We start from the raw sequence: 22,056 nt of genomic DNA, 5'->3' as shown, positions 1-22,056 counted from the left end.
AGGAAGATCACAGGTTCTAATTCTGACCCAAGACTAAAACGACAAAACCCCGCCAATGGCGGGGTTTGATCGTTTGGTTGCGGGGGCACTCATTGTAACCCAATTCTCTCAATCAAGTCACAGACCTTGTCTGCGCCTTTGATACAGAATTGAGACCATACATTTCCGATCCTTGTCAAGTGGTTAACACCTGCGACAAGGAACGCGCTAATGCCAGCGGAATGGGGTCAGGCGAAGATCGAAATCCTTGCTCTGCGAGATGAAATTCTCGCTAAAATCGAGCAAGGCATTTTGATCCGAACAATCTACGAAGAACTGAGTACTTCGGGACGTGTCACCATGTCCCGCCGGTCTTTCTATGACCGGGTTAAACAACTGCGTTCCAATGCTTCAAAATCGTCAGCAAGCACTGCGGCAAAACAGTCTGTTCGCCCCAACAATCGGAACAGACAGACGCCAGTTGTCAACGCACATTCAATCCACACCAGCACACTGCCAACGCTCAAAGCCGAAGAGCAAATAGAATTTGATCGCACTTGGGACGGGGTCTCCTATGAAGAGGATGACACCCAATGAGCTCTTGGCAATCCGACTACCTCACCCTTCACACCCGCCTGCGGCAAGCCCGCGAGAGCCAAGACCTCACCCAAGCTGGTGCAGGTGAATGCATCGGCGTGTGCGAACGCACTTATCGAGATTTTGAGGCTGGCAGGACGGATCTGTCCGCAGCCCACGTGTTCCGCCTCGCCCATGTGCTGGGCATCAAAATTATCATTTCAGATGGAGTTATCGCCGATGGCGTTGATTAATCTTACCCTTCAGGGCAAGGGCGGGGTCGGCAAGTCGTTTGTCGCAAGCCTGCTCGCACAGCATTACCTCAAACGCGACACCCCGCTTCATTGCTATGACACCGATCCGGTCAACCAGACCTTTGCCGGATACAAGGCTTTCCCCGTCGAAACCATTCGCCTCGGCGAACGTCCTGACGAGATCAACCCGCGCTATTTCGATGCCCTGATCGAACAGATCATGACCGGCCCGGAAGATGGCGTTGTCGTGATCGATAACGGGGCCAGCACCTTCTTGCCGCTGCTTGGCTATATGGTCGAAGCACAGGCACTCCAAATGCTCGCCGATGCCGGTCATGAAGTTCGCCTCCATACCGTACTTACTGGTGGGCAGGCGCTTAATGACACGATGCAGGGTCTCCATCAGGTTTTGCAAAGCGTTCCCGATATTCCGGTCGTCGTCTGGCTTAATGAATATTTCGGGCGGATCGAACGCAAGAACGCATCGGGCGAAGTCGAGAGCTTCGAGCATTCCGGACTTTATAAAAAGAACAAGTCGCGCATTCACGCTCTGGTGCGTCTGCCCGAGGTTCGCAAAGAAACCTTTGGGCATGATATCGAGCAAATGATGCGTGCCCGCCTGACCTTTGATGAAGCAGGCAGCCATGCAGACTTTCCCTTGATGTCGCGCCAGCGCCTGATGATGACCTGGCGTAGCATTGGGGCCTCCATGGAACAGGCGGTGCTGTAATGGCCAGTGTTCTTGATGAGGCTCCGCCGCCGCCCCTGACCATGGACAGCATCGAAGAACTGCGCACCCATTTGTGGAAAGTTCATCAGGTCACCGTCGAGGACGGTGATCCGGTGCTGATGATTTACACCATCCACAAGGTCGTGCTCGACGAGCATCGTCGCCTGATTGATCAGCACAACCGGACCCTGTCGGGGATCATTCAGGCACAAGCAGAAACCTTCACCAACGATGTCACTGCCGCCATCGAGGACTTCAAGAATGAAGCCCTGACCGATGCCGTGCGGGAACGTCTGTCTGCCATGCAAGAAGCCGCCCGCCTTGCCGATACGGCTCAGGACCGCTTCCGCAAGATGGTCAAGCTGATCTCCATCCTCACCGCTCTCAATCTGGTCGCCGTCGTCTTCACGCTGGGCGTCCTCACCGTTTTGACGATCTGACGACAAGGAAAACAGAACATGGATAAACGCAACCTTCTCAAAATCGCAGTCATTGCTGGGCTTGCTACATTGGCCATGACCGAACCGGCCTTTGCCCAAAGTACTGCTGGTGGCAACTGGTGGGATCCGGTTGTCTCCTTCCTCGAACTTCTGGCCGAAGGCTTTGGCAAGATCTTTGCCATCGCACTGGGTCTTGGCCTAGTCGTCTATGGTGGCTGGGGGGCTTTCACCGGCAGGCTGGATCCGCAACGCGGCATCATGATGGTGATTGGTGGCATTCTGGTTACTGCAGGCCCTGCCATTGCCTCGGGTCTTCTGGGGGTTCTCAAATGAAAGCCGCCAGTGCTGTTCTCATTCAGGTCCAGCGCCAGATGACGCTGATCGGTTTGCCGATCCCGCTTCTGCTTGTTGCCGGTCTCGCTGGCGTTCTGGGTTTTGTCCTGCCCGTCGTATTCGACTTTCCTGTCCTGGTTATTCCGGGCGGGATCGTCGGCTTTGTCGGGGCATGGGTCTATCTCGTCAAACATCAGCGGATCGATCCGAACTATGACCGCGACCTTCTGGTGACCCCGATGTTCTGGGGCAGCCGCAAGGGTGAACGCCACCTGACCACGGGAGGGCGCAAATGATCTGGACCGATGTGATCACCACCGGTCTCGTGACCGGCATGGCCGGGGGACTGGTAGTTCCGGCAGGTCGTCGCTTATTGCTCGGCGATATCGAGCAAGACTGGCTTCAGGACGAGTTGGAGCTCGACGGGATCGATCCGGTAGACGAGGTCACCGTTCGCGGCAAGGATGGATCTCTTTCGCGTATCTGGCACCTGCAAGGGACCAGCTATGACGCCCGTATCGAGATCGAACAGCAGAGCTTGTTGCTCGGTCGCCAATCTCTTTTGCAAGAGCTTGGCAAAAGGTCGGTCACTGTTCGGCTTTTTGCTGTCAAACGCCAGCGCGAGATTACCGCTCACGCAAAGTGGCCCAATAGCGTGCTTGATGAAATCGGCACGGCAGAAGCACGACAATACAAATCAAGTTACTTCATCGACTGGTATCTGATGGCAACAGCTCAGGCCATGCAGCCCTTGCTGGATGCCGAAGAGAAGATCCCGGCCATTCTTTCGGAATATCGCCCGGAACTGCTTGCACGCTCTGATGACGACCAGCCTTGTTTGCTTTCCGGGTTTCTCAATGGATTGGTCAGCGGCGATTATCGCCGTGACCTTCCTGCAACCAGTCACAACCTGTCTGCGAACCTTCCGGCATCTGACCTTCATTGCGACAAGGTGACCGGCACCATCACCACACATGTTCCGGCCCGACAGTTCCACAAGGTCATTACGGTTACACTCTGGCCGGAAACGGTATCAGGTCATCTGATCGGCGAGATCCTCGCCCTGCAGGGTGATATCGAGATTTGCCAGATATGTGATCCCTGGGGCAGTGATCAGGCGATGCTGGTCAATAAACGCCGCATGGCCGGTGAATCAAACTCATGGTTTGGCAATCCGGCAGCAGCGGCAGAAGTCTCGACCCTGCTCGACCTTTTGGCCGAAGGCAAAACAGCCCTCTTTGCCACGCAGTTTCAGATCATTCCGCGCGCAGAAACCGAAGAAAAACTCACGGCCCTTATCCGCGAGATCACAGAAATCCTTGGCAACAAACGCATCGGCTATGCCGTGCAAACCAAAGGAGCACCGGTTTGCTGGTTTAACCGCTTGCCTGTCGTTTCCAAACGCAAGATCAGATTGCCGGGCAGTCAGTTTATGGCCCCGCTGGATCTGCGCGATCAGAACATCGCTGCCCTTTGGGCTTTACCGCATTCCGCAACCGGCATGTTGGCCAGCCAGTTCGGCCCGGCACCAGTACGCTGGTTTAAAACACCTACTGGCCAGTCCTACGCATTCCAGTTTCAGGTGGTCAACAAGCCGTTCTCGCTTGGCAATTTTCTTGTCTTTGCGCCGTCCGGGGTCGGCAAGTCCACCCTGATCATGCATCTCATGGGTGGCCTTGCGAAGTTTGAGAATGTGCGGTCCTACATCTTTGATTCCAAGGAAGGCACGCGCTTCATGGTCGAAGCCATGGGCGGTCTTTATCAAGCCTATGACGGCCTGTTGCTCAACCCGTTGGATGTTGGTGACGACACCCCGAAGAACCGCGAACGTGTTTACGCAATCCTCAAGTCACTTGCCGGGATTGATCTGGAAGATGGCGACATTGATGCGCTCAATCATGCCGTCGATCTGGCGTTCCAGATTGAACCACCACATCGCACGCTCAATGCCATTTATCCCTTTGCCTTTGCCCGTCGTTCTGCGCTTCGTCGCGCCTTTGCACAATGGGTGACGGACGACAAGGGCAATACAGGTCTTCGAAGCCACATCTTCAACGCGCCACATGACAGCCTTGGCGGCCTTCTGAACCAGTCGCACATGGTTGGCATCAATATGAACGAGGCACTGGCCGATCCGGCACTTGGCGGGCCGGTGGTTGGTCATATCTCTGAAGCCATCAGTAAATCGGTTGCCGGGCGCAATGGCGGCTTTGTGATCTTCATTGATGAGGCCGCCAAGCTTCTTTCCAACCCCGGCTTCCGCGATCTCGGAGCCGAAATGTATCGCGAATACCGCAAGCTTGGCGGTGCAGTTGGCATGGCGTTTCAGGACCCTGCGGGGCTCGGCAAAACCGGAGCAGCAGAAGCGATCATTGAAAACACCGCGACGATGATCTTCTTCCCGAACTCCAAGGTCACGGAAGAAAGCCTCAAGCCGTTCAATCTCAATGAAGAACAAAAGCTGTTTGTTCAGGGCCGCACTCGCGCGCGCAAGAAGAATGACCGGCGTGTTCTGATCATCAAACGTGACGAGGCCAGTGGCTTTGAGGAAAGCGCCATTCTCGATGTCGATCTGACACCGCTTGGCGATGCCGTGCGGTTCTATCGGTCCGGGCCGGATGCCAACAACGATCTGGCCACCATTCAAGCCAAATGGGGGGACGCATGGCAGAGCCATCTGTAACCCGAACCAATCACCCGGTCATGATGAAAGTACCTTTGGCCTCTATCGCCATTACCAGTCTCATCGGCGTCATCGGCCTGATTGGCATGTTGAACTGTCCAATCACCACCAGTGCGACCCTGATCCTTTTGCTTGTCGTCATTCTCCGTACGGGAGGTGCGTCATGAACAGGCGTCTGCGTTCAGTGGCTCTGGCCTTCGGGATTGTTCTGGCAACACCAGCAATCGCTTATGCCACCTATCCGGTGATTGATGTGTCGGCCATCGCCAAACTGGGCGAGCAGCTGAGCAAAATGCAAAAGCAGATCGATCAGCTCAAGCAGCACACAGAATGGCTGACCAAACTCAGTGCTCAGGCACAGGGCACGATTGATGCCATCGGGGCCGCCGGACAGATCGCGCTGCCCGTGCTCAATATGCAAAAGCTCACTAACCGGATCTTGCGTGACATCCAATGTCTGACACCGGATCTGTCTGGTCTGATGCCGGGCATGAATCTCGATGATCTCGACTTCTTCAGCATCTGCGAGGGTCGCAGCATCTATCGCAAATCGCTTTGGTTTGATCCAAACGATCCTTCGACCTGGACCTTCCCGGAGGGCAGTGAGTTTGAAGGGACCAACGGCGGATCCGGTTCAGGTAGTGGTGTCTGGGCGGATCCGGATCACCCAGTCAACAAAGCCAAATGGCAGGCCCAACAGCAAGCCCGCGCCATGGTCGAAGCCAGACGCGAAGAACTCTCCAAAGATGCGGTTACAACCGGGCTCGCACAGAGCGATTTGACTGTTCAAAGCACGGAAGAAGTCCAGCAGGCTATAGAAGAACTCGAAGCTGCCACCAATGGTGCGGCGGATATGAAGCGGCTTCTGATGGCAATTGCCAAATGGATGGCGATGTCAAATCGCCAGCAGGTTCAACAGCAGCAACTGATGGCCCAGTTGGTCAAAATCCAGTCGACCATGTTGCTGCAATACCTACCACCCCAGCAGCGTGAAGATGCGGAGGCGGCAGAATGAGTGCTCTAGTTTGCTGCCAAAAACGTGTTGTCGCGTTTCACATCATTCCCGGTACGCCAATCGGGAAGATCTCGGCACGAATGCGTGAAAACGTTTCGCTGCTCCATCGTCCAACAAGATCCGGCCTGTTTCCATTCGTTCCAAGCAAACGCTTTGTCCTTGTTGGTGACAGCCCGGTAGACGTGTTTCCAAACTTGGTAGACGCGGTCCAAGTCGTGGCCTCGCTTGATCAAATCACCGTCGGGATGTTTTGCCAAGCGCTGCAGAACCTCACCGCGCGGACCCGAAACGATAGCTTTATTCGCTTCATAGGCAGGCATGACTTTCGCCCATTCATCATCGAACTCAGCACCTGTCTGAAGTTCAGACCAAACAGACACTGCATACCCCCAATCCAAGTAATCGCTTTGCTGCGCAAATATCTGCGCACGCACTGGCGTACCAGTAAGAAAGACCAATGATATGAGCGCAACCGGTAGAACCGACGACATCACCTGCCTGACATGCGACGTGGTGACGGAGTATGTTGATCTGGCAAACAGTTTTACCCAGAACCTGAGCAGTGTGCTGCTCGAACCCATGTGGTTCATCTATCTCTCCGTCGTTGGTCTATGGATCGTTATTCATGGCGGCAAGATGATCATGGGAAAGGGCGATCTGATTGGATTCGCTCATGAATTTGCCTTCATTACTATAGCCGGTCTGCTGCTCGGCGGGCAAGGGCCCACTCTCGTAAATTCCATCTATCAGATGGCTTTATCAACGATGGGTAGTGCTGCCGGGGTGGTGCTATCTGCCGGGATGGAAGGTGGCATCGCAAGCGCCAAAATTCCTAGCGAAGCCTCTTCGCTGGGTGGTATGGCGCAGCTGGTCTATGTCGCCGAACAAGGCTTGATGAGCGTACTTCGCATCGCCTTTGAGATCTGGGCTTCGATTTCGCTCGGCAATCTGATGGCCGGGGTCTACGGCGTCCTGCTCGCCCTACCCTACATCATCCTGATCATTGTCTATTTCAGTCAGGTAGTGGTCAGCATCTTCCGCGTGATGATGTTCTCCGCCCTCTCTCCAATCCTGATGCTTGCCGTCGGGTTCGGTTGGGGACGGGGCATGGCGATCACGGGGGTTCGAACCGTCTTCGCCGCTTTTATGGTGCTGTTTGGCTCAACGCTGGCTCTGGCATTGTGTCTCTATGGCGCAGCGTCGCTTGATATCCAAAACACCGAGAATGTTCGTGAGATCACATCAATCGACAATCCGGGCCTGTGGGTTGCCATCGTTCTTGGCTGGATGGGCACAGCCTTTATGGCTGAGGCCACCGGCATGGCTAACTCGATTGCCGGATCCCAACTGACCAATCAGGCTGCCGCCGTCATTACAGCTGGCATGACCGCAACCGGCCTCTCCCTTGTCAATGCCGCCAAGAAATACGCACCGGGCGGTGCTTCTGCGGCACTTGATGCTGTTCTCTTGGGTGCGGGAGCCGCCCGCAATCCGGTTGGAGCAGCAGGAGCGGCAAAGGACAGCTTGGTCTCGGCCAAGAATGCCGTCATGGAACGCCTCAAGACACCGACCTTTGATCGGGGAGGCAAGCCATGAACCGGCTCAAGAAATTCCTGCGTGATGTCGTTCTGATCATCGCCGTTTTTCCCCTCGTTGCGCTCTGGCTACTGGTTCTGACCGGCATGTTTTCACCGGAAAGCCTGATCGTTTTTGTCATGGCCCTTCGCGAAGTCGATGCAGACCAGTTGGCCGGCCTGATGCGCAGTGCCGTTCATATCTGGATCGCCCTATCCATCGTCCTTGCCCTTGTCAGGCTTTTTCTTGGCTTGGGCGCTTCATCCTCCCCGACCGCCACCAAACAGAAAGGATCGCAGCCATGCGCCTGATCCCATTACGTCTCCTTCCAATGCTGTGCCTTGTCGTTCTCCTTTCGGGCTGCGTCTCCGTTTCAAGAGACCGAGAGATCCCCAAAGACGGGACCGGCACCGATGAAATGAAACTCAGCCCGTGCGTCTGCGATCCGGTCGAGTTCAATGGCGAGGGTTTCTCATGGCTTGGCTAGGGCGCATCGGCAAACGCGACAACGGTCGCAAGTCGATGGTCAAAGCGGCGTCAACGCATAAAACCACCGTCGCTGCAGATCCATTCAGCTTTCAGGCCAGCCATCGTAGGCTCGCCTGGATGCTGCGCCTGTCTGCCGGGACCAACATTGTGCTTGGCGCTGGCGTCGTCGTTCTGGTGCAAACCGTTGCGCATCTCGTACCGCTCAAGGAAACCGAGATTGCCCTGGTCCGGACCTATGGCCCGGATGATCGCACTTATGTTGTCGAACCTGTCAGCAAGAAGGTCGAAGGTTTTGAAGTCTTTCTTGAAGCCCAGGCCAAGCGTTTCGTTCTGATCACCAACGAGATTGATCCAGTCACACAACAAGAGCGCCAGCGCGAAGCATCCAGACTTTCTGATGCCAGCTTCTGGGAACGCTTCAAGCGCGAGCGGATCGATAGTGGCCTGATCACCGAGGCCCTTGAGAAAGGGATCGAGCGCGAAGTCCGGATCGTTTCCATCGATCCCATCGCCACCTTGTCGTCAGACCATAAATACGCGGTCGATTTCATCCAGATCGATCATCGGCGCGGCAGAGAGATCTCGCGCAAAGCCTTGCGCGCTTACCTGACGTTGGCCACCCGCCCGCAGAACGTCTCCGAAGCCGACAAATACACCAATCCCTTTGGCGTCACCGTGCTCGACATGGTGCTTAGAGAAAGAGGCGCGTCATGAAACGCCTGACCAATCTTGTTTTCCATCTCGTGCTGGGCAGCCTGATTTTGGCGGTCCTCATTCTTGGCTATCACCGCGCCAATGCTCAGACCGCAGCGCGCCCACCGATGCCGAACCAATCACAGCAGCCCTTTACCAGTGCGCAAACCATCCCACAACAATCCTCTCCGGCCATGCCGGTACCCGATAGTGTGGTTGATCAGGCGCGCGATCAGAATGAGGGTTACTTCAATGCGATGAGCCGCCCACGCACCAGCGGACAGGTTCAGGATGTTTGGGACCAGGCTGATCCCGAGGATGCGGTTTACAGCACAGAGCTGTGCGATGGCTGCACCTATAAAGTCCGCACCCGCGAGTTCATGGTCACGGTTGTTGAACTGCCACGCGGCGAGATCATCGAAGCCGTCGATCTGGGGGATGATGGCGGGTTCTCGGTCAAACCACGCGGTGAACGCCGTCTTGCAGTCCGCCCCAGCGGCTATGGCTACGATACGTCGCTGGTTGTCTATGGCAAGTCCGGTGCGGTCTATCCGTTCTATCTGCGTGCCGAGAGTTTCAATTCGGTCAATGTGCCCGATCTGATTGTGCGCATTGAAGGGGCCGTGCAGATTGATGGCGATCCGGCAGTTCCCGGCTTTGCCGGTGTTTTGGACGACAAAGGAAACCCGGCCCTTCCGGCGATGTCTGTTCCGGGGCAAAGCAATAAGTCTGCTGCCATCGACAGTGCGATTGTCGGACTGAGTGCCACCAACCCCGGCACACCTGCCGATGACTTTGTTGCACAATCCCCGTTCGACCCGAACGCCCTGCACGGCTGGGGGGACTATGATCTCTGGGGCGATGAAACACTCCGACCGGAAACGGTCTTTCGGGATGATCACTTCACCTATATCCGCTTTGGCAAACGCTGGAAGGATGTCGAACTGCCGACGGCCTATGTGGTGGTCGATGGCATTGATGAGTTGGTCAATACCCGCGTCCAGGGTGAGACCTACATCATTGAAAGCACCCGACCACTGATCACGCTTAAAAGCGGTCAAAGCTTCCTCTGCATTGAATATACCGGGGACGCAGCATGAGTGCATTTTGCGATGTCGCTCTGGTTCTTGGCCTGACCTTTGGTGGCGTGTGCGCTGAACCGGTGATCAATGAGCCGCCAACCTTGCCTGCTGATGATCCATCGGTCTGGGCACTTCCGGCACCGCCGCCGCCAGCACCCGCAGCTCCTGCCCCGGCGATGCCACCAATCATCATCAAGGAAGCCAAACCGGAACAAGAACCTGCTCCGGCACCCGCACCAGATCCTCAACCTGAACCGGTCTCCGAACCTCCCGCGCCAGATCCCTATCGCAGGGCATTGGAAGCCGCCTGGCAACATCGCGTTTCCCTGTCGTCAAACTGGGGCACTCCGGCATGGCAGTCTGATGAGATGCCCGGTTTTTCGCGCAACAATGCCCTGCCCGGCATGAGCGCACCTGCGGCCATGGATCCGCTCGACCTACCCGTCGGTGAAAACGACAAGGCGGATTATGAAGGGCCGCGCCGCACATCGACCTTACCGGTCGATAACAGCCGGATCATTACGGCAGATCGTTACATCACGGTCATTCTGGAAACCGGGATCAACAGCCAGGTCGGCGGTGACGCGACAGGCACCGTGATCGTCCAGTCGGCCCGCGATGTTTATGGCTATCACGGGCGCAATGTCCTGATCCCCAAAGGATCGCGCCTGATCTGCAATTACGACCCGCCCAAGGATATGGGCAGCTCACGCCTTTCGATTGCCTGCGAGCGGATCCTGATTGCCGGACATCGTGCCGAGATCCGCCAGCTTGCCTCCTCCATCGGCGACATTCAGGGCCGCCAAGGGGCCACTGGCGACGTGGAGCGCCGCTTCTGGGAGCGCTATGGCACCGCCTTCATGCTGACCGGCATTTCGACCGCCGTTCGCTATGCCGCGGCCTCAACAAAATCCGAGGACAGCGACGGCGAAGTCGCAACGGCGGCTTCCGAAAAAGCCGCCGAAGAGCTCTCGACCCGCTTTGGCGAAATCAGCGCCAGCGTCCTTGAAGAGACGCTCTCGCTGCAACCCATCATCACCATCCCGCAAGGCACCCGCCTTCAGATCCGTCCGGCAACGGACTGGTACATCGCAAATGTGGAGTAGAAGCATGAACAAACGAACGCTTTGGTGTTTGCTCCTGTCATCCTGTCTGGTGTCCCCGGCACTGGCTCAGTTGGCACAGCAAGAAACAACATCCTCTCAGGCCGAGCCCGGCATCGAGGAAATGGTGCGCAAGGTCAATATCGTCACCCGCGCCAAAACCCGCACCGCCGTCTCGGAAAACGAACCGATGGCGATTGATCTCGGTCTGGTCGATGTGCCCGGTGCGCCGCCCAAACTGACCGAGGGCGTAACGGCCAAGGCCTATGCCCGCTATGTCAATTACGAAGACAGCCTGATCGCGCAACTGGTTCTGACCGGTGTTGAGAAAGACGGCAGATCCGAACCGCTCGATTCAAACGATTTTGTCGCGCAGTTCGATATGGACAGCCCCGAGCTTGATCCGGCCTCGCCTGTCACCATCGAAGGCAATCAGGAAGCCCTGATTGCAGCCCTGCAGCGCTTGAATGATGTCGAAGAAGAGGACGACAAGGAAGAAAAGGAAACCGAAACCGCCGAAGCCGATACCGGTGCCTCCAACACTGTCGGATCGAACGCATCCAAGAATGCCGATGCGGCAGGTTATTCCACACCGGCGGCCCTTGATGTTGAGGAAGATAGAAGCGCACCGACCGTGCGTGTCACAACAGAAGGCTGCAACATTCGCGTTGACCTAGCCCAGCTTGTTGCGGTCCAGCAAAGCCGGGTGGAAACCACCGAAGACGGCAATGTGAGAGCAGGTGCCTGTGAGGATGGTGCAGATCGCTATCCGCTGGATCGCAGCTATTCAGTTTGCGGCGATACCGTCGATATGGAAACACGTCAGGCAACCGCACAATATCTGCTTTATTACACCGATGGTGGCGGCAACCGTCAGGAAGTCACCGATTGTCTGAAGGATGAAGACAAGGTCTTTGACATCACCGAGAAGACCTCGGCCTGCTCGGTCTATCTTGATTACAACGAAATGATGGCCGTCCCGCAGGCGTCCCTCGTGTATGTCAATGCCAGCAACAATGAAGTTCAGGTGAGAAGCTGCGAACCTTCAGAGGAACTGGCGGCTGTTCCACTCGTCTCGGTTATCGATGGCTGTTCGATCCGGCATGATTTTGCCGCTGGTCGCTCCTATCAGACCGGTCGCCATATCTATGAGCTGAACGGCACCACCTGGCAGGCAAATGCCTGCTCGGACAATGGCACGGAGTACCCGCACGAAACGGTTTACAAGAACGCTGCCGGTCAGGAAGTCTGCGCACCGATCATTGATCAGGCAGCAGGCACAGTCACCCGCCAAAGCCGCAAGCAGATCGTGGTCAACGGGGTTGAGCAATTCATCACCGAATGCAAACCCGACAGCACCAATATTGCCATCCAATCGACGATTGATGGCTGTGACAATCCTTCACTCTGGAACCATGATCTGGCGGCTGGCACCAGTTATGGTCGTGAGCGGTTTTATTATCTGCTGGATGGCGTTCCGCAATATGTCACGGAATGTCAGGACAGCGAGATTGCCTATCCACATCAGGTCGAGACCACCGGCTGGCAAAACCATGATGACCAGCTATTCGCCTATCGCCTGACTACGGTTTATATCGAAGGCACCCCAAGGGGGCGCTACAACATCAAGACCAGTGAAGTTCTGCCGGGTGAACCGCAGACCGCCTATATCTATTCAGGCGAAGCGCCTGCAACAAACGGCGAGCATTTTTATGAAGGCTGCACCCGTTTTGACGCTCGGGACTTGGTGCAATCCTATGACCGCCCGGACGGCTCGGTGCACAAAGTCGTCATTGGTGAAGCTGACCCACTCAGTCTTGGGAACAAATGCTACAATGAATTTACGTGGGCTGCTGTAACGCATGGACGGTTTGAAAACCCGGTTTCTTCGAACAAATCCAGTGGTCCATGTGGTGTGTTTGAAAACTATGCGCACGTTTATGACGCCGCTTATCACTGCACCAGTACAAGCTCTGTCGGAACACGCAAGACCATTCGTGAAGATGGTGAGGTTATCGGCACGGCCTCTAACACCTGCACGACGTACAATGCCTATTCCCCGGTCAAAGCCAAATATTACACTGGCGGATCAGATGCCGACGGAAGTTTCCAAGGCTATGTCCGCGTCGGATTTCCCTCTTCTGGCTGGTCTTACCCTTCTCACACAAATGGCGTGAAATCCGCCTGCCTTGGGAATTGGGGGTGGCTGCAATGAACGCCCTTTCCCCCAATCCGCTGTTTGAAAAGATCCTTGGGCCTCTCGCCAACTATTATGGCGATCTCTCCACCGTCGAAATCCGCATGAACCGCCCGCACCGCGTCGTTACCGAACGACGCGGGGAAGGCAAACGCGAGATCGAGGATCCTGCTCTTACACTGGCTGCCATCGAACGGATTGCCATCAGCCTCGCCAACCAGCGCGGCCTGAAGTTCAATCCCGATGACAGCCCAAAACTCTCCTGCATCCTGCCTGGCAATCATCGCTGCGAGATCCTCGTCGGGGCCTCGGTCCGATCACATCTGAGTCTCGCGATCCGCTGCAAGCATCCCTTCACCCCGTCCTGGCAACAGGCCGGGGTAACACCGGCGATCCGTGATTATCTGATCGAGAAGGTCGCCGCTGATGCCAACATGATCATCAGCGGGGCCACTAACACCGGCAAGACCACCCTGCTCAATATGTTACTGGCCACCATCGACCCGGCCCGGCGTGTGCTGGCCATCGAGGATACGCCAGAGCTGCATATCGAACAGTTCTGGGATGGCAATGGCCTGATTGCAGCCCGTGAAGCCGGAACGGGCAGCGGCATGGTCGGCTGGCGCGAGATCTATGATCATCTGATGCGGATCACACCGGATCATATCCTGTTTGGTGAGATCAGCACCCAGAATGCTTTTGCCGCACTGGCAGCACTCAATTCCGGTGTCACGGGCTTCATGTGCACCATCCACGCCGAAAGTCCCTGGCAAGCCATTCACCGCAAGTTCGATCAGAACATCGCCTGGGCGGGCGAAACCATGCCGCGCGTGCCGGAGTTTCTGGCCGAACTGGTCGATGTTGTCGTGCAGATCAAACGCAATGCCGATGGCTGGCGGCGGATCACCGATATCTGGGAACCGCGTAATGACCGCTATGTACTCAAGGATGGCAAGGAGTTGGTGTGATGAACCAGACTAAGAACAATCACTCAACCGAGATTTTGCAAGGTGATGATACCCCCAATGATCATTACGCACGGTGCAATCCCCCAACGGACCGGGTGCGCGAATATCCTGTAGCTGCGCACACCATAAAAAATGAGGCCAACCCCGACAGTCATAACAAGTCCCACGACCAAATAGAAACCGACAAGAAAATCCACCTTCGTATCTCCAGTTTGTATGCCCTCTACTGTGCCCTGATGTGTCTTTTTGCAGGGGTATGGGCACTCATTGTTTTCATCTCAGTCTATGCCGTCATCCGCGTGACGGCAACATGGCTTCCGAGACCGCAGCAAACCCTGCTCAAGGAGCATCCCGCCATTCTCAATGAGTTCATTGGTGCACGGGTGGCCATCGCATGTGTCGCAATGCTTCTGGGAGGACTTTCTACAGGCATAGCCCATGAACTTCCCCACCTGACCGACCTTTCAACCCTGATCAAAACCGCTGCGCAGGCAAGTGCCGGGTTCTGCGCCCTGATGTGTGCCACAGGCGATATTCAGGCAATTTTTCTGTCCTACAGAACCGCCCCAAACCCCGCCGACATATATGGAGGTCATATGTCATGACAGCTCTATATCGAATGTCTCTGACGATCATCCTGATTGCCATGATCACCGCCATTCTCTGGCAATGGCATCTCGCCGTCGGGTTTGACGCGCTGGATCTGCGCTGGTGGCAATGGTCCTTCGAAGCCGTCAAACATCCGGCAGGCCTTCCCGATGAAATGCTCCGTCCGGCCATCTGGACCGGGATCGCCGGACTGGTCTCCATGTTTGCCATGCTCGCCCTGGCAACGCGGGCCAATAACAGCACCCTTAAGGGCAACCGCAAGGGCGATGAACTGCACGGTTCCGCCCGCTGGGCAAAGCTCAAGGATCTCAAGAAAGCAAAACTGTTTCGCAAAGACGGTGTTGTCGTAGGTGGCTGGCCATCCTGGTTCGGCCGGATCCGCGAATTGCGCCATGACGGGCCGGAGCATGTCCTGGTCTGGGCTCCAACCCGTACAGGTAAGGGAGTGAGCCTCATTCTCCCCACCTTGCTCAGCTGGCGCGAAAGCATTCTTTGTCTTGATATCAAGGGCGAGAACTTTGCCAAGACCGGCGGCTGGCTTACCAGCATTGGGCACAGGGTCTTGCGTTTTGAACCATCCGCGACCAATGGTTCGGCCCGCTTCAACCCACTGGCTGAAGTCCGTGTTGATACCGAACAGGACATCGCCGACTGCCAGAACATCGCAGCCATGATCATCGATCCCGATGGCCAGGGCATGAAGGATTACTGGCGACAGGAAGGCTATGGCTGGCTTTCGGTCGTCTTGCTCCATGTCATCTATCGCGTGCGGCGAGATGAGCACCGCGCGGCCTGTTTTGATGATGTGAATACCTTTCTCTCGGGTATTACCGGCGACGGCGATGCGGAAGAAAGCGACGATAATTTCGAGCATATTCTTGCCGACATGGCCGCCTTTGATCATGGAAAGGCGCATGTGAACAAGGAAGTTCGGCGCGGGGCCAACAGCATGATGATCAAAGCCCCGCAGGAACGCTCCGGGGTTCATTCGACCGCTAAGACACAGCTCACCGTCTTTGCCGATCCGATCATCGCGCGGAATACCGCCACCAGCGACTTCCGCCTTCATGATCTGATGAGTGGCGATGCGCCAATGGCGCTGTTCCTTGTCGTTTCGCCTGCCGACAAAGACCGCCTGCGGCCTTTGCTGCGCATCATCCTCAATATGTTCATGCGGCGTATGACCGAACGTATGGAGTTTGGATCTGGCCAGACGGTCGCCGGGTACAAGCACCGCCTGCTTCTGATGCTCGATGAGTTCACCTCCATCGGCAAGCTGGAGATATTTGAAGAGTCTCTCGCCTTCATGGCGGGCTATGGCCTCAAGGCCATGATCATCGTCCAGAACACTGAACAGCTCTTCAAGCATTACGGGCGAGATGAGTCGATCATGGCCAACTGCAAGATCCGCATCGCCTTCACGCCCAACAAGCTCGAAACCGCCAAGCTGCTCTCGGACATGACCGGCAAGGCAACCATCGTGCAAAAGCGCCGATCACACTCTGGCCGCATGGGGGATCTCGGATCGGTCTCGGACAATCTCGCAGAAACCTCCCGCCCGCTGCTGACCCCTGATGAATGCATGCGCCTGCAGATCATTGATACCGAGGGCAAAAAACCAATCCCCGGTGATGCCTTGATCTTTGTCGCCGGTCTGCCGCCCATCCTTGGCCATCAAAAGCTCTATTTCCTGGATCGCGAGCTTTCGCGCCGTTCGCAAATGACGCCACCCAAGATGGCGCTCTCTTCCGACACACCTGCCTCTCTCAAAGGAACCAAACCATGAAGACACCGAACACGCCTGCCAAGGCCATTCCGGCCTCTGCAGCGCTGAATGACCAGAACTATCTCGAGCTGGCTTCTTCCATGATCAATGCCGAAAGCCTCACCGGCCCGGTGCCGGTCGATCCGGACATTGCCGATGCTATGGGCGCTTTTAGCGAAGACGCGCTTTCCGCTGATGATGCGCTCGACAGTCATTTTGACGGCATCGATCCAACCGCTGACGCGGAGGATTCGAACCATGGCTGAGAAGAAGAAAAGCTATCGCGATCAGGTGGTCGAGGAACTGCTTGGCCATATCGAAGCAGGCACCGCCCCATGGCAAAAACCATGGGAACCTGGAAAGGTCCGCATGGCCCCGTTCAATCCTGTTTCCGGCAAGGACTATCGTGGCATCAATGCGCTCTGGCTTGAAATACGCGGGCGCTCAGATCCGCGCTGGATGACCTACCGTCAGGCGAGCGCTCAGGACGCGCAAGTCCGCAAGGGCGAAAAAGGCACCATGATCGAATACTGGAAATGGTCCGAGCGCGAGAAGGTCTTGGATGACAACGGTAAGCCGGTTCTCGACGACAAGGGTGTCGCCAAAACCCGCGATGTGCGTCTTGACCGTCCCCGGGTGTTTCATGCGGTCGTATTCAATGCCGAACAGATCGATGGTCTGGCCCCCTATATCGCGCCAGAACCGACCTTTAGCCCGGTTGAGCGGGCCGAACAGATCCTCAAACAGGGCAATGTGCCGATCTTCCATGATCAGAATGACCGGGCCTTTTACCGGTCTTCGTCAGATGAGATCCATATGCCCCATCAGGCGGCTTTCAAAGGTCAGTATGAATATTACGCCACAGCCTTGCATGAGCTGGGCCATGCCACCGGTCATGGATCACGCATGGCGCGAGAGTTCGGGCCGTTTGGCTCGGAAGTTTACGCCAAGGAAGAGCTGCGCGCCGAGATCGCCAGCTACATGCTGACCACCGAGCTTGGCCTTGGCCATTATCCGGAACGGCACGCCGCCTATGTCGGCTCATGGATGAAAGCCATCAAGGAAGACCGCAATGCGTTGTTCGCGGCTGCGCGGGATGCAGAAAACATCCGCACCTGGATTATGGAGCCGGATCTGCGTCAAAACCTGATCCCGGTGAAAACCAAAGAAGAAACCAAAACCATCGCCCAAAACCCGGCTGTTGAACGACAGAAGGAAAATGCCATGAGTGATGAGATGTCACAGGCTCCGAATCAGGACGCCAAGACCGAGCGCAAACGCATCTATCTCAATGTGCCGTTCAGTGAAAAGGACGAGGCCAAGGCGCTCGGGGCAAAATGGGATCGTCGTGCCAAGGCCTGGTATGCGCGCGATGATATGGAGCTTGCGCCCTTCAAACGCTGGCAGGAAACCAAAGCCAAAACCCCTGAGCCCAGGATCAGCCCGGAACAGGAATTTGCTCAGGCGCTGAAGGAAAACGGCCTGCTTCTCGATGGGCCACCGACCATGGATGGCAAATGGCACCGGGTTGCGGTTGAAGGAGATCGCAAGGGCCAGAAAAGCGGCTCCTATCGTGGGTTCCTCGAAGGTCTCCCGGCAGGCAACATTACCAATTACAAATCCGGGCAGGATCCAGTCAAATGGGTAGCGACCGGTACGATGATCGATCCCAAGGAGCTGGAACAGGCCAGAGCCGAAGCTGCCGCACGCAAAGCAGCGCAGGAACAGGAACTGCGTGCGCAATATCGTGCCGTGGCCAAACGCGCTTACGGGATTTTCCAGAACGCTGAACCAGCGCCGAGCAATCACGCCTATTTGCAAAACAAACAGGTACCTGCAGGAGATCTGCGCATTGATCAATCCGGCAACCTGCTCATGCCGATGGCCGATGACAAGGGCTTTGTCGAGAACATCCAGACCATCCATCCCGATGGCACCAAGATGTTCCTCAAGGACGGCAAAAAGCGCGGCCTGATGCATGTGATCGAGGGCGATCCCAAAGGCCCGATGATCATCTCGGAGGGTTATTCCACCGGTCAAAGCCTGCATATGGCCAGTGGCCTGACGGTCGTCGTTGCACTTGATTCCGGCAATCTCGCACCTGTAGCTGAGGCCCTTCACAAGAAACATCCGGATCGCGCCCTCGTGATTGCCGCCGATGACGATCATGCCAAGCAGGTCAATGCCGGGATCAAGGGTGCTGAACGGGCCTCGGAATTGACCGGAGCGAAGATCCTGCGTCCGGATCTCAGTGATGACGAAAAAGCCAAAGGTCTGACCGACTTTAACGACATCCACCGGGAACGTGGTCTTGAGGCTTTGAAACGCCTTGTCACCGAACAGCTCGGCCTCAGTAAACCGAAAGCCAAAACCAGAACACGGGGACGCGAGCAGCAGACTGCCAGTTTGGCGGTCTAATCCCCGAATGCCAGTGGCGCAATGCACGCCACTGGCCCCCTTTTCTTTTGCCTTTTATCAGGAGAACGCCTCATGACCGAACAGCATGTGAAGGACATTTTTGAAAAGCGCGGCCAGCTTGAAGAGGCTCGCGACCTTGATTGCAGCGCATGCGGCCCGGCATTGGTCTTCGCCCTGCAGGCAGGCGAGAATACCGTCTCGCTTGATCTGCCGACCCTTCTGCAATGCCTCTACCTTGCCGAGCAGAAGGCATCTGTCCCCAAGCTGAGTGCCGAATGGTGGAACAGTGTCATAAACCATTATAACATTGGCTCTTCCATCCGTAAGACAGTTGCCGGGAGATCAGATAATGCACGTCTATAAATTGCAAGCTGGTGCGATTGAGGAGAAAGACATTGAGCGGACAGCCTTTGAACGCGATACAAGAAAACTTGACCCTTGGTATCAGGTTACCGGCGACAAGCAACATGAATATGCCGTATGCCCGGCCTGCGACAATCCGATCCAAATCATAGGTCTTTATGAAGAGCTTCCTCATACTGATCGCCCATATGGACGCCACTCAGAGAAGGAAATCTCAGGTTTCAGTTACTTTGAAGAGGCGAATTTTACTTGGTGTCCCTATGTGCGGGGAAACAAGAGTAAAGGCAGTAGCGAAAAACGTGGAAAAGACGGAATTAGCCTTCAGATACTTGGTATCGTCCTGACCCAGTTTGACCGGGTGATTTATATCATCCGCAAAGAGACCGGCATCTGGATCTCGCCCAAAATTGCACTCGCCATGCTGGAAAACTGGATCGAGGCGGAAGGCTACCGCTTCCATGATGCAACCTTACGCAACATCCCCTGGATGTTTGCCTATCGTTCCAAAGGGCTCTCGATCTTTGGACAACAGATCATCAAAGGACAAGACGAACTGCGTCAGGCGATCACCAAGTGCATTCCCCATGCCCGTTTTGATGAGAAAGGCCGGATCACAAAGGGCGATCAGTTTTATCAAGTGACCTGGTGCTTTGTTGATTACCGCCGCAAGACTGAAGATGGCAGCCTGATTGAGATGGTCGAGTTTGAAGTCTGCGATGGGGATCGCAATGTGGTCTTCGCCAAAACCATCACTTTTGATCCACGGTATTTTGCGAACCTGATCAATTACAGTAATCCCGACAAACGGGAGCCGGAGCTCATTGCAAAGGCTAAAGAGGTCTATGATCGCAAGTTCGATCCGGATTTTACGCGCAGGATCGTCAATCTGGTTGGTGGGTTTGATGCCTCCCTTCCCAAGAGTATCCGAGCCGAAATGATGCCAGATGGTTCTCCCACAGTATCTTCCGGGCAATAGCGGAAAAAGAAATGGCCACCGAACGTCACGTCATCAAAACCTATCTCAACGACGAAGAGAAAGCCCGCATCGATCAGCTTGCCCACCAGCTGCGGCTGTCACGCTCGGAACTGCTCAAACGGTTGTTGATGAATACCAAACTGCCCAGTGCCAGCGACTTTGCCGCATGGCAGGGCATTCGGGATCTGCTCAAGGTCAATGCCGATCAGGCCCGCTTGGGCAATCTGTTCAAGCTCGCGCTTGATGAGCCGCTTTCGGCAGATCTACTTAAGAAGTTCGACAGCCTGAACCGCGATATCGAGGCGAGCCAGACCGAGCTCAAAGCCGCCATTGGCGATATCCGGATGCAGCTTCAGCCTGGCAAGAACCTGCAGGGAAAATCATGATTGCCACCCGGATCGGCAAGAAATCTGGTGTGCCGGATAACTATACCCGTCTTGGCCAATATATCGCCGCTGCCGAGGAAAAAGGCGAAAAGCTGCATCAGTTCTGGATCCGCAATTGCGATGCCGGCACAAAGATCGAGGATCTTGATCTGGCCCTTCTGGAGATCGAAGCAGTTCGGCGGCAAAAGCCCGATATTGCCGACAAGACCTATCACCTTGTCGTTTCTTTTCGATCTGGCGAGCAGGACAAACTGAGCAAAGATGACCTTATGTCCATCGAGGCGGAATATGCCAAGGCACTTGGATACGAAGATCATCAGCGTGTGGCGGGAACGCATATCAACACCGATAATTTCCACATGCATATTGCCTTTAACAAGGTGCATCCGGAAACCCTCAAGGTCGTCACACCGCATCGCGATTTTAAGATTCTCGCCAAGGTCTCGCGCGAGATGGAGAAGGAATACGGTCTCGCCATTGATCCCGGCATGACTGATGGAAAGGCACGCAATCCTAACAAACTCTCACCAGCAGCGAGGGACTATGAAGCCCATACCTGGCAGGAATCGTTTCAGAGCCATGTATTGAAGCATCGTGAGGAAATACTGGAAGGTTTAGGGAAGGCCAAGAATTGGCAGGAAGCGCACCAGGTTCTGGCGGGATATGACATCAGTCTCAAGCTGCGTGGCAATGGTATGGTTTTGATGAGCCCGGATGGGCAGGCGATGAAGGCCAGCCAGTTGGATCGGTCGTGCAGCAAGAAGAAGCTTGAAGAGCGGTTTGGGGTGTTTGAGGCTCAGCAAGCCAAACCACGCACAAAAAGCAAACATCCCGTTACAGAAAAACGCCGTTACAAGCCTCGCCCTCTTGTTCGGCATAGCAATACACCTGCCCTATGGCGTCGTTATCTCAGTACGCGGAGAGTCTTCTCCTTACAGCCCAGCCCGACGGCTCGGGCCCTGCGAAACTGGAAGATGTTTCTGCTGATGGAGGCCTATCAAGACCCTCTAGCTATGGTTCTCGTCATGGCCCATCGAGAAATGATGAACATCTTAATATCTGAACCAACCAAAAACCGACCTCGTTCTCGCGTATCCCGAGAGCTCTCCTAACATTAAGCGCCACTTCACACTCTTAAGAAGAACAAGCACGGTTAGTCATCTCCCGCCTGTCGACTTAGCCACCCAAACGGCGAAGTCCTGTGAAGATTTTATAGTAGCGGTATTATTACTTTATTTTGCCCAATGCCCAGACACCCATACCCATTGTCGACGGTTATAGTCGTAGCGCCAATGCGCTTTGACCCAACGACTTTTTCCCAACGGCCTGACGGGTTTTATATTCTGGACACGATCCACCGGCTTTGGTGGTCGCGGGCGCCTAATCCTTGGCTTTTTCATGAATTTTCCCCTTACATGCTAA

25 protein-coding genes are annotated in these 22,056 nt (G+C 55.5%); 24 read left to right on the top strand and 1 reads right to left on the bottom strand.

The features are described from left to right. Nucleotides 1-210 precede the first annotated feature (210 nt). The 9 genes from AUP42_RS14500 to AUP42_RS14465 are packed head-to-tail and all read left to right on the top strand — an operon-like array spanning nucleotide 211 to nucleotide 6,010. On the top strand, nucleotides 211-576 hold the full coding sequence (locus tag AUP42_RS14500) for a TraK family protein (RefSeq protein ID WP_062952326.1): 366 nt from the start codon (nucleotides 211-213) through the stop codon (nucleotides 574-576). Next, a complete protein-coding gene (locus AUP42_RS14495; protein WP_062952325.1) occupies nucleotides 573-809 on the top strand; it encodes a helix-turn-helix transcriptional regulator in 237 nt (78 codons plus the stop codon). The genes AUP42_RS14500 and AUP42_RS14495 overlap by 4 nt, the downstream gene beginning before the upstream one ends. Beyond that, a complete protein-coding gene (locus AUP42_RS14490; RefSeq protein ID WP_062952324.1) occupies nucleotides 796-1,539 on the top strand; it encodes a conjugal transfer protein TraL in 744 nt (247 codons plus the stop codon). Before AUP42_RS14495 ends, AUP42_RS14490 begins: the two co-directional genes overlap by 14 nt. Beyond that, nucleotides 1,539-1,979, top strand: a complete 441-nt coding sequence (locus AUP42_RS14485; RefSeq protein WP_062952323.1) for a hypothetical protein — start codon at nucleotides 1,539-1,541, stop codon at nucleotides 1,977-1,979. Before AUP42_RS14490 ends, AUP42_RS14485 begins: the two co-directional genes overlap by 1 nt. Nucleotides 1,980-1,997: 18 nt before the next feature. After that, nucleotides 1,998-2,312: a TrbC/VirB2 family protein gene (locus AUP42_RS14480; protein WP_062952322.1), complete on the top strand. Its 315-nt coding sequence runs from the start codon at nucleotides 1,998-2,000 to the stop codon at nucleotides 2,310-2,312. Further along, entirely contained in the window at nucleotides 2,309-2,608 is a 300-nt protein-coding gene (locus AUP42_RS14475) for a hypothetical protein (protein WP_062952321.1), read from the top strand. The genes AUP42_RS14480 and AUP42_RS14475 overlap by 4 nt, the downstream gene beginning before the upstream one ends. Continuing rightward, nucleotides 2,605-4,995 carry a VirB4 family type IV secretion system protein gene (locus tag AUP42_RS14470; protein WP_062952320.1) on the top strand — a complete coding sequence of 797 codons (2,391 nt, stop codon included), beginning with the start codon at nucleotides 2,605-2,607 and terminating at the stop codon, nucleotides 4,993-4,995. The genes AUP42_RS14475 and AUP42_RS14470 overlap by 4 nt, the downstream gene beginning before the upstream one ends. Beyond that, nucleotides 4,977-5,162 carry a hypothetical protein gene (locus AUP42_RS21410; protein ID WP_156484631.1) on the top strand — a complete coding sequence of 62 codons (186 nt, stop codon included), beginning with the start codon at nucleotides 4,977-4,979 and terminating at the stop codon, nucleotides 5,160-5,162. The genes AUP42_RS14470 and AUP42_RS21410 overlap by 19 nt, the downstream gene beginning before the upstream one ends. Next, nucleotides 5,159-6,010: a hypothetical protein gene (locus AUP42_RS14465; protein WP_062952319.1), complete on the top strand. Its 852-nt coding sequence runs from the start codon at nucleotides 5,159-5,161 to the stop codon at nucleotides 6,008-6,010. Before AUP42_RS21410 ends, AUP42_RS14465 begins: the two co-directional genes overlap by 4 nt. Nucleotides 6,011-6,015: 5 nt before the next feature. On the opposite strand, the gene AUP42_RS14460 is transcribed toward AUP42_RS14465, so the two are convergent. Then, nucleotides 6,016-6,390 carry a hypothetical protein gene (locus AUP42_RS14460; RefSeq protein WP_156484630.1) on the bottom strand — a complete coding sequence of 125 codons (375 nt, stop codon included), beginning with the start codon at nucleotides 6,388-6,390 and terminating at the stop codon, nucleotides 6,016-6,018. 82 nt (nucleotides 6,391-6,472) lie between these two features. Between AUP42_RS14460 and AUP42_RS14455 the strand changes: the two genes are divergently transcribed. The 15 genes from AUP42_RS14455 (at nucleotide 6,473) to traI (ending at nucleotide 21,746) form a co-directional block, all read left to right on the top strand. Next, nucleotides 6,473-7,606: a hypothetical protein gene (locus tag AUP42_RS14455; RefSeq protein ID WP_062952317.1), complete on the top strand. Its 1,134-nt coding sequence runs from the start codon at nucleotides 6,473-6,475 to the stop codon at nucleotides 7,604-7,606. Beyond that, on the top strand, nucleotides 7,603-7,896 hold the full coding sequence (locus AUP42_RS14450) for a hypothetical protein (RefSeq protein ID WP_062952316.1): 294 nt from the start codon (nucleotides 7,603-7,605) through the stop codon (nucleotides 7,894-7,896). Before AUP42_RS14455 ends, AUP42_RS14450 begins: the two co-directional genes overlap by 4 nt. Before the next feature lie 163 nt (nucleotides 7,897-8,059). Continuing rightward, nucleotides 8,060-8,788: a type IV secretion system protein gene (locus tag AUP42_RS14440; protein ID WP_062952314.1), complete on the top strand. Its 729-nt coding sequence runs from the start codon at nucleotides 8,060-8,062 to the stop codon at nucleotides 8,786-8,788. After that, nucleotides 8,785-9,867, top strand: a complete 1,083-nt coding sequence (locus tag AUP42_RS14435; RefSeq protein WP_062952313.1) for a TrbG/VirB9 family P-type conjugative transfer protein — start codon at nucleotides 8,785-8,787, stop codon at nucleotides 9,865-9,867. Before AUP42_RS14440 ends, AUP42_RS14435 begins: the two co-directional genes overlap by 4 nt. Then, nucleotides 9,864-10,955, top strand: coding sequence for a TrbI/VirB10 family protein (locus tag AUP42_RS14430; protein WP_062952312.1), 1,092 nt, complete (start codon nucleotides 9,864-9,866; stop codon nucleotides 10,953-10,955). Before AUP42_RS14435 ends, AUP42_RS14430 begins: the two co-directional genes overlap by 4 nt. A 4-nt stretch (nucleotides 10,956-10,959) precedes the next feature. Further along, the gene (locus AUP42_RS14425; RefSeq protein ID WP_062952311.1) at nucleotides 10,960-13,167 is read left to right on the top strand and encodes a hypothetical protein; all 2,208 of its coding nucleotides are present in this window, start codon (nucleotides 10,960-10,962) and stop codon (nucleotides 13,165-13,167) included. After that, nucleotides 13,164-14,117, top strand: coding sequence for an ATPase, T2SS/T4P/T4SS family (locus AUP42_RS14420; protein ID WP_062952310.1), 954 nt, complete (start codon nucleotides 13,164-13,166; stop codon nucleotides 14,115-14,117). The genes AUP42_RS14425 and AUP42_RS14420 overlap by 4 nt, the downstream gene beginning before the upstream one ends. Then, nucleotides 14,117-14,722 (top strand): hypothetical protein, encoded by a 606-nt coding sequence (locus AUP42_RS14415; RefSeq protein WP_062952309.1) that lies wholly within the window; start codon nucleotides 14,117-14,119, stop codon nucleotides 14,720-14,722. The genes AUP42_RS14420 and AUP42_RS14415 overlap by 1 nt, the downstream gene beginning before the upstream one ends. Before the next feature lie 41 nt (nucleotides 14,723-14,763). Beyond that, the gene (locus AUP42_RS14410; protein ID WP_231858301.1) at nucleotides 14,764-16,512 is read left to right on the top strand and encodes a type IV secretory system conjugative DNA transfer family protein; all 1,749 of its coding nucleotides are present in this window, start codon (nucleotides 14,764-14,766) and stop codon (nucleotides 16,510-16,512) included. Further along, a complete protein-coding gene (locus AUP42_RS14405) occupies nucleotides 16,509-16,757 on the top strand; it encodes a hypothetical protein (RefSeq protein ID WP_062952307.1) in 249 nt (82 codons plus the stop codon). The genes AUP42_RS14410 and AUP42_RS14405 overlap by 4 nt, the downstream gene beginning before the upstream one ends. Further along, entirely contained in the window at nucleotides 16,750-18,909 is a 2,160-nt protein-coding gene (locus tag AUP42_RS14400) for a zincin-like metallopeptidase domain-containing protein (protein WP_062952306.1), read from the top strand. Before AUP42_RS14405 ends, AUP42_RS14400 begins: the two co-directional genes overlap by 8 nt. 72 nt (nucleotides 18,910-18,981) lie before the next feature. Next, a complete protein-coding gene (locus tag AUP42_RS14395) occupies nucleotides 18,982-19,272 on the top strand; it encodes a hypothetical protein (RefSeq protein WP_062952305.1) in 291 nt (96 codons plus the stop codon). Continuing rightward, nucleotides 19,259-20,248, top strand: coding sequence for a hypothetical protein (locus AUP42_RS14390; RefSeq protein ID WP_062952304.1), 990 nt, complete (start codon nucleotides 19,259-19,261; stop codon nucleotides 20,246-20,248). Before AUP42_RS14395 ends, AUP42_RS14390 begins: the two co-directional genes overlap by 14 nt. A gap of 11 nt (nucleotides 20,249-20,259) precedes the next feature. After that, nucleotides 20,260-20,634, top strand: a complete 375-nt coding sequence (locus AUP42_RS14385) for a plasmid mobilization protein (protein WP_062952303.1) — start codon at nucleotides 20,260-20,262, stop codon at nucleotides 20,632-20,634. After that, nucleotides 20,631-21,746 carry a TraI/MobA(P) family conjugative relaxase gene (gene traI / locus AUP42_RS14380; RefSeq protein WP_062952302.1) on the top strand — a complete coding sequence of 372 codons (1,116 nt, stop codon included), beginning with the start codon at nucleotides 20,631-20,633 and terminating at the stop codon, nucleotides 21,744-21,746. Before AUP42_RS14385 ends, traI begins: the two co-directional genes overlap by 4 nt. Nucleotides 21,747-22,056 lie beyond the last annotated feature (310 nt).

It is taken from the genome of Thalassospira lucentensis (genome assembly GCF_001613805.1).
Classification (GTDB): Bacteria; Pseudomonadota; Alphaproteobacteria; order Rhodospirillales; family Thalassospiraceae; genus Thalassospira; species Thalassospira lucentensis_A.
The sequence above is the reverse complement of the archived record's forward strand: the minus strand, read 5'-3'. Positions and strand labels throughout refer to the sequence as shown.

Bases quoted from the DNA above. Each gene is read 5' to 3' on its own strand.
- AUP42_RS14500 (WP_062952326.1), top strand. From the start codon at position 211: ATGCCAGCGGAATGGGGTCAGGCGAAGATCGAAATCCTTGCTCTGCGA.
- AUP42_RS14495 (WP_062952325.1), top strand. From the start codon at position 573: ATGAGCTCTTGGCAATCCGACTACCTCACCCTTCACACCCGCCTGCGG.
- AUP42_RS14490 (WP_062952324.1), top strand. From the start codon at position 796: ATGGCGTTGATTAATCTTACCCTTCAGGGCAAGGGCGGGGTCGGCAAG.
- AUP42_RS14485 (WP_062952323.1), top strand. From the start codon at position 1,539: ATGGCCAGTGTTCTTGATGAGGCTCCGCCGCCGCCCCTGACCATGGAC.
- AUP42_RS14480 (WP_062952322.1), top strand. From the start codon at position 1,998: ATGGATAAACGCAACCTTCTCAAAATCGCAGTCATTGCTGGGCTTGCT.
- AUP42_RS14475 (WP_062952321.1), top strand. From the start codon at position 2,309: ATGAAAGCCGCCAGTGCTGTTCTCATTCAGGTCCAGCGCCAGATGACG.
- AUP42_RS14470 (WP_062952320.1), top strand. From the start codon at position 2,605: ATGATCTGGACCGATGTGATCACCACCGGTCTCGTGACCGGCATGGCC.
- AUP42_RS21410 (WP_156484631.1), top strand. From the start codon at position 4,977: ATGGCAGAGCCATCTGTAACCCGAACCAATCACCCGGTCATGATGAAA.
- AUP42_RS14465 (WP_062952319.1), top strand. From the start codon at position 5,159: ATGAACAGGCGTCTGCGTTCAGTGGCTCTGGCCTTCGGGATTGTTCTG.
- AUP42_RS14455 (WP_062952317.1), top strand. From the start codon at position 6,473: ATGAGCGCAACCGGTAGAACCGACGACATCACCTGCCTGACATGCGAC.
- AUP42_RS14450 (WP_062952316.1), top strand. From the start codon at position 7,603: ATGAACCGGCTCAAGAAATTCCTGCGTGATGTCGTTCTGATCATCGCC.
- AUP42_RS14440 (WP_062952314.1), top strand. From the start codon at position 8,060: ATGGCTTGGCTAGGGCGCATCGGCAAACGCGACAACGGTCGCAAGTCG.
- AUP42_RS14435 (WP_062952313.1), top strand. From the start codon at position 8,785: ATGAAACGCCTGACCAATCTTGTTTTCCATCTCGTGCTGGGCAGCCTG.
- AUP42_RS14430 (WP_062952312.1), top strand. From the start codon at position 9,864: ATGAGTGCATTTTGCGATGTCGCTCTGGTTCTTGGCCTGACCTTTGGT.
- AUP42_RS14425 (WP_062952311.1), top strand. From the start codon at position 10,960: ATGAACAAACGAACGCTTTGGTGTTTGCTCCTGTCATCCTGTCTGGTG.
- AUP42_RS14420 (WP_062952310.1), top strand. From the start codon at position 13,164: ATGAACGCCCTTTCCCCCAATCCGCTGTTTGAAAAGATCCTTGGGCCT.
- AUP42_RS14415 (WP_062952309.1), top strand. From the start codon at position 14,117: ATGAACCAGACTAAGAACAATCACTCAACCGAGATTTTGCAAGGTGAT.
- AUP42_RS14410 (WP_231858301.1), top strand. From the start codon at position 14,764: ATGATCACCGCCATTCTCTGGCAATGGCATCTCGCCGTCGGGTTTGAC.
- AUP42_RS14405 (WP_062952307.1), top strand. From the start codon at position 16,509: ATGAAGACACCGAACACGCCTGCCAAGGCCATTCCGGCCTCTGCAGCG.
- AUP42_RS14400 (WP_062952306.1), top strand. From the start codon at position 16,750: ATGGCTGAGAAGAAGAAAAGCTATCGCGATCAGGTGGTCGAGGAACTG.
- AUP42_RS14395 (WP_062952305.1), top strand. From the start codon at position 18,982: ATGACCGAACAGCATGTGAAGGACATTTTTGAAAAGCGCGGCCAGCTT.
- AUP42_RS14390 (WP_062952304.1), top strand. From the start codon at position 19,259: ATGCACGTCTATAAATTGCAAGCTGGTGCGATTGAGGAGAAAGACATT.
- AUP42_RS14385 (WP_062952303.1), top strand. From the start codon at position 20,260: ATGGCCACCGAACGTCACGTCATCAAAACCTATCTCAACGACGAAGAG.
- traI (WP_062952302.1), top strand. From the start codon at position 20,631: ATGATTGCCACCCGGATCGGCAAGAAATCTGGTGTGCCGGATAACTAT.